Below are 5785 nucleotides of genomic sequence, written 5' to 3'. Positions count from 1 at the left end.
CCTCGAGGGCACCACCGTCCACATCAGCCCCGACGCCGCCGCGCTGCTGAACCAGACCTTCAAGACCGACGCCGTCCAGGACGAGATGCTCGTCGGCGTCGCGAAGATCACCGCCGCCACGGAGTAGCACCCGTCGGGCCGGCTGCCGCCGGCCCGACCCCCGGGGCCTGGGCGTCGTCCGCCGGTCCGATCCGGTTCGTACCGGATCACGCGCGAACCCCGTTTCGAACCATGCACCCACTTTCTTCTGGGTTCATGGTTCGAAACGGGGTTTTTCGCCGTGCGTCACGAGCGAGCGCGTAGGTCAGGAGGCGCGGTCCGGCGAGAGCGCGACGACCCGACCCAGCGGCCCGGCGACGCCGCGACCCAGCGGCTCGGGCGCTATTCGACCTTCTCGGTCTGCCACTTCTCGGGTGCGCGGTCACCGTTCGGGCGGACCGGGCGGACGTCGCCCACGATGGGGATCGCCCGCTTGCGCAGCGCCCAGAGGTAGCGCACGAAGAAGTGCGTGAGGGTCGAGAGGCGGTTGCCGTTGCCGAGCAGGCTCGTGATGTGGACGAACACCCACAGCAGCCAGGCGACGGGTCCGGTCATCGTGAAGCCGTTGGGCAGCTGCACCACGGCGGCGTTGGTGCCGACCGTGGCCATGGTGCCCTTGTCGTGGTACTTGAACGGCAGGAGCTTCTTGCCGGCGAGCAGACGGACGATCTGCCCACCGATGTGCTCGCCGCCCTGGATCGCGGGCTGGGCGAGCTGCGCGAGAGCGTCGTCGGTCGCGGCGATGTCGCCCGCGGCGAAGATGCAGTCGAGCCCCTTGACCGTGAGGTCGTCGTTGACCTGGATGCGTCCGCCGTGGGTCTGCGGCACGCCCCACGACGCGACCTCGGCGTGCGCGGCGACACCGGTCGCCCAGATGACGAGCTCGGCCGGGATGAACTCGCCGTCGGCGGCGACGACGCCGTCGGGTCGGACCTCTTCGACACCCGTGTCGAGCCGCAGGTCGACGCCGCGCTTGCGCAGCACCTTGGCCGCGTACTTGCGCAGACGGGGGGAGAAGGGCTTGAGCAGCTCGCCGCTGCGGTGCACGAGGGTGATCGTGATGCTCGACGCGTCGATCTCGGGGTAGGCGTCCTTCAACGCCTGGTCGCGCAGTTCGGCCAGCGCGCCGGCCATCTCGACGCCCGTGGCGCCACCGCCGACGATGACGACGCGCACCTCGCCGCTGCCCACCGAGGCCGCCGCGTTCTCGAGCTGCGTGAACAGCTCGTCGCGGATGCGCAGCGCCTGCGAGCGGGAGTACATCGAGTAGGCGTACTCGTACGCGCCCTTGGTGCCGAAGTAGCTGGTGTTGACGCCGTTGGCGAGGACCAGGGCGTCGTAGGCGATCTCCTCGCCGTCGCGCAGGGTGATGATGCGCTCGTCGGCCCGGACCGTCGTGAGCAACCCGTGGCGGAACTCGGCGTTCGACTGCTTGGACCGCAGGCTGCGCAGGAAGTAGGTGACGTCTCCGGCGTTGAGGCCACCCGTGGCGACCTGGTACATGAGCGGCTGGAACATGTTGTAGACGTGGCGGTCGATGAGGGTGATGCGGACGTCGGCGTCTCGCAGGGACCTCATCGCCGCGATGCCGGCGAAGCCGCCGCCGACGATGACGACGTGGGGGCGGGGGTCTGCGGTCATGGGGGGTGCTCCTGCGGTGTCGATCGTGTCGTCGGATCGTCGTCGACCCCGGTTGGCCGGACCCGAGCGGCGAGTCCGCGGCGAGTTTACTCGCCTCGCGAGGCCGCCCGTACCTCCGCGATCGATGCTCCTCGCCCCGGCCGGGGGTCTTGTCGAGACGTCCGTCAGATGTTACGTTCGTCGAACTACTCGCTGATCGAGTTGCTTGTCCAGCAAGTGACACGTGCCCCCGACGGCACGCCGAACCTGATCGCAGTCGTCCCGAACCTCCCGGAGACCCCATGACCCGTACTACCCGGACGTCCCCGTCCGCCGAACCCACCCTCGACGCCCCCACCGAGCCGCAGTCCGGTGACGTCGCCGCCGTGCTCATCGCGCTGCAGCACCTGCGGTCGCAGATCGCGTTCGTCAACGACCAGATGGCCAAGCGCCTCGGCGTCGGTGCGACCGACTTCCCCGCCCTGGGGCACCTCTCGGTGCAGGGCGACACCGCCCCGAAGAAGGTCGGCGAGGCGCTGGGGCTCTCGTCGGGTGCGATGACGGCTCTCGCCGACCGGCTCGAGGCCGGCGGTCTCGTGACCAGGCTGCAGCACCCCACCGACCGCCGCAGCTTCGTCCTCGCGCTGACCGACGAGGGGTCGAAGGGGGTCAACGACGCCGGCGCCACCTACGGCCGTGCCGTGCAGGAGGCGCTGCCCGCGTCCCGCAGGCCCGTCGCCGAGGCGGTCTTCCGCGACCTGGGCGACGCCCTGCGGGCGCTGGCCTGGTGACGGCGACCGCCACCGCGCCTCCTCGTCACGGGGTCGGCCGGGGGCGGGGGGCCGACGGCCTCGGCCCTGCTGTCCGGCGACCCGCTAGGGTCGGCTCGTGAGACTCTCGGTGACCTGGACGGCAGGCGACGCGCAGCACGGCATGCAGGTGCATGACGACCGCCTCGTCTACGTCCTCCGCGACACCGCCGGGCGACCCACGACCCGTGAGATCCCGGCCGGATCGCTCGCCACCGTCGACTACTCGACCGTCGGCGACCGGCCCGTCATCACGCTGAACGAGCACGACGGCACGAGCACGTCGTTCCCGTGTCCCCGCAAGATCGCCCGGGTGCTCTACCCGGCGATCAAGTGGCTGACCGTCTGACGGTCAGCGCTACGAGGTGCGCTCGAGGTCGGTGACGTGAGAGCGCCGGCGGATCGCGACCTCGCGCCTCCGGGCCTTGACCGCCCCGCGGAAGCCGACCTCGGCGACGATCGCGCCCGCGATCATCAGCGAGAAGCCGGCGAGACCGGTGGGCAGACCGAACATCGTCGGGGCGTCCCAGTCGAAGGTGAACGCCAGCACGGCCAGACCGATCGCCACGAGGGCGAAACCGGCGACCGACAGGCAGACGCGGCGGGCTCTGGGTGCACTCATCCGGTCAGCGTAGGCAACACCTGCCGCCCGGCGACGGCGTTCTCAGGGGACGCGGATCGTTCTGCCGCGTAGCCCTCAGCCTGTCCCGCGGCTCGGCGGGCCACAGGAAGCAGGATTGCACTCTGGCCGTCAGAGTGCAATCATCGTCTTCGGCCACGAGGCCCCCGGCGACGTCGCCGATCACACCGAGCGACGACACGAGGAGGCACGCGATGGTCACGGCCACGGGCAAGACGGCCCAGCGTCGGACGCGCACCCGGTCCGAGCTGACCGCCGCCGCCCGACGTCTGACAGCCGAGCACGGACTCGCGGGATTCACGATCGAAGAGCTGTGCGCCTCGGTCGGCATCTCACGCCGCACCTTCTTCAACCCCTTCGCCTCGAAGGACGACGTCGTGGTCGGCATCGCGCTCGACGAGGACGACGAGACGCTCGACGGCTACGCGTCCTCGCGACGCGACCCGCGCCTCCTGCCCTTGTCGACCGTCTTCGACGATCTCGGCGCCCTCGTCGTCGAGCGGGTCGAGAACGTCGGCCTCACCCGGGGGCGGGCAGCCGACTTCAAGGCCGCCCTCGACCGCGACCCCCGCCTGTTCGGCGCCATGATGCGCCAGGGCGACGAACAGCGCCGGCGCCTCGTCTCGGCCGTGGCCGCGCACGAGGGGCTCGACGAGGGCGACCCGCGCATCGACGTCGCGGTGACGCTACTCACCGGGCTCGTGCAACGGGCCTTCGAACGTTTCTTCTTCGCCGAGGGGCGGGACGACGAGCGGTTCGAGGCGGTCCTCGACGAGCACCTCGTCATCGCCCGCGACCTGTTCACCACGTCGGCCGCCACGCCTCGAGGCCCCCGCACCCCCTCCGCTTCCCCGACCCTCCCTGTCGACCACGACCGAAAGGCGCTGTGACCCAGCCATGACGACCACCACCGCAGCGAAGGCCGACGCGCCCTTCCTCCTGACCAAGAGGCGCATCTGGATCATCTTCGGCGCCCTATCTCGGGCATGCTGCTGTCGAGCCTCGACCAGACGATCGTGTCGACGGCCATGCCGACCATCGTCGGCGAGCTCGGCGGCGTCGAGCACCAGGCCTGGATCACCACGGCGTACCTGCTCGCCACGACCATCGTCATGCCGATCTACGGCAAGTTCGGCGACGTCCTCGGTCGACGCAACCTGTTCCTCGCGGCGATCGCCATCTTCACCCTCGCCAGCATCGGCTGCGCCTTCGCCACCGACTTCTGGATGTTCGTCGTCTTCCGCGCGATCCAGGGCCTGGGAGGCGGTGGTCTGATGATCCTGTCGCAGGCGATCATCGCCGACATCGTCCCCGCCTCGGAGCGAGGCAAGTACCTCGGCCCGCTCGGCGCGGTCTTCGGCCTCTCCGCCATCGGCGGGCCCCTGCTGGGCGGATTCTTCGTGGACCACCTCACCTGGCAGTGGGCGTTCTACATCAACATCCCCGTCGGCATCGCCGCGTTCGTCATCACCTGGGCGGCGTTGACGCTGCCGAGCAAGAAGGCCACCGAGCGCATCGACGTGCTGGGCGTGGTGCTGCTGTCGGCGGCCACCACCTGCCTGATCTTCTTCACCGAGTTCGGCGGTCAGGACGACCACGGCTGGGGTGCTCCCGAGACCTGGCTGTGGGGTGCCGGCGTCGTGATCGCGGCGTCGCTGTTCGTGCTCGTCGAGTCGCGCGCGGACGACCCGATCATCCCGCTGTCGTTCTTCCGCAACAAGGTGTTCGTCCTCGCCACCGCCGTCGGCTTCGTCCTCGGCATCGGCATGTTCTCGGCCATCGCGTTCGTGCCGACCTTCCTGCAGATGTCGTCCGGCGCCTCGGCCGCGGTCTCGGGCCTGCTGCTGCTGCCGATGATGGTCGGCCTGATCGGCACCTCGATCCTGTCGGGCAACCTGATCACCAAGACCGGCAAGTACAAGGTCTTCCCGGTCGTCGGCACGATCCTCACCGGCATCGCCATGGCTCTGTTCACGACCCTGACCGCCGACACCCCGCTCTGGCTGATCTGCGTGTTCCTCTTCCTCTTCGGTGCGGGCCTCGGCCTGATCATGCAGGTCGTCGTGCTCGTGGTGCAGAACTCGGTCGACGCGCAGAACGTCGGCACGGCGACCAGCACCAACAACTACTTCCGCGCGGTCGGTGCCGCGCTCGGCGTCGCCATCTTCGGCGCGTTGTTCACGAGCCGGCTCACCTCGAACCTGACGGACGTCTTCACGGGCGCCGGGGCCTCGGCGGGCGACGCCTCTCAGGCCACGGCGACCCTCGACCCGGCGACGCTGAACCAGCTGCCCGAGCAGATCCGTCGCCTGGTCGTCGAGGCCTACGCCGACTCGCTCGCCCCGGTCTTCGCCTACCTGATCCCGTTCATCGCCGTGGCGTTCGTGCTGTCGCTCTTCCTGCCGCAGATCAAGCTCTCCGACGTGGCGGGCATGGTGTCGCGCGGCGAGGCGCTGTCGGGCGACGAGGCCGAGCAGCTCGAGGCGGCCGAGCGAGCCGCGCAGGGTCGCGGCGCGGGGCGTGCCGCGAGGCGCGGTGCCGGGACGGCGTCGGAGGCCGCGACCGCCGGCGCGGTCGCGACCGGGGCTCCGGTCGCGCCGCTCGACGGGGCCGACGAGCGGGACGAGCGGGACGACGCCGACCGGCGGTAGTCGATCGGATCAGGACACCGTCGAGT

At 70.3% G+C, this 5785-nt stretch carries 5 protein-coding genes and 1 pseudogene; 4 read left to right on the top strand and 2 right to left on the bottom strand.

Features of this window, described 5'->3' with window-relative positions; translation table 11 throughout:
• Positions 1-381: 381 nt before the first annotated feature.
• Positions 382-1680, bottom strand: a complete 1299-nt coding sequence (locus tag AEQ27_RS15745) for an NAD(P)/FAD-dependent oxidoreductase (RefSeq protein WP_054147532.1) — start codon at positions 1678-1680, stop codon at positions 382-384.
• Between the two features lie 281 nt (positions 1681-1961).
• Between AEQ27_RS15745 and AEQ27_RS15740 the strand changes: the two genes are divergently transcribed.
• Together AEQ27_RS15740 and AEQ27_RS15735 are read left to right on the top strand one after the other, a co-directional pair.
• Positions 1962-2450, top strand: coding sequence for a MarR family winged helix-turn-helix transcriptional regulator (locus AEQ27_RS15740; RefSeq protein ID WP_054147531.1), 489 nt, complete (start codon positions 1962-1964; stop codon positions 2448-2450).
• A gap of 97 nt (positions 2451-2547) precedes the next feature.
• Positions 2548-2817: a hypothetical protein gene (locus tag AEQ27_RS15735; RefSeq protein ID WP_152970420.1), complete on the top strand. Its 270-nt coding sequence runs from the start codon at positions 2548-2550 to the stop codon at positions 2815-2817.
• Between the two features lie 9 nt (positions 2818-2826).
• Here the strand turns inward: AEQ27_RS15735 and AEQ27_RS15730 are convergent, their stop codons facing one another.
• The gene (locus AEQ27_RS15730; RefSeq protein ID WP_054147529.1) at positions 2827-3090 is read right to left on the bottom strand and encodes a hypothetical protein; all 264 of its coding nucleotides are present in this window, start codon (positions 3088-3090) and stop codon (positions 2827-2829) included.
• A 212-nt stretch (positions 3091-3302) separates the two neighbouring features.
• Between AEQ27_RS15730 and AEQ27_RS15725 the strand changes: the two genes are divergently transcribed.
• Together AEQ27_RS15725 and AEQ27_RS15720 are read left to right on the top strand one after the other, a co-directional pair.
• The gene (locus AEQ27_RS15725; RefSeq protein ID WP_054147528.1) at positions 3303-3998 is read left to right on the top strand and encodes a TetR/AcrR family transcriptional regulator; all 696 of its coding nucleotides are present in this window, start codon (positions 3303-3305) and stop codon (positions 3996-3998) included.
• Between the two features lie 7 nt (positions 3999-4005).
• Positions 4006-5759: pseudogene (locus tag AEQ27_RS15720) on the top strand (MDR family MFS transporter).
• Positions 5760-5785 lie beyond the last annotated feature (26 nt).

The sequence above is a fragment of the Frigoribacterium sp. RIT-PI-h genome (assembly GCF_001297205.1).
Lineage (GTDB): Bacteria > Actinomycetota > Actinomycetes > Actinomycetales > Microbacteriaceae > Frigoribacterium.
Note: the sequence above shows the minus strand (reverse complement) of the source record. Positions and strands in the feature narration are given on the sequence as shown.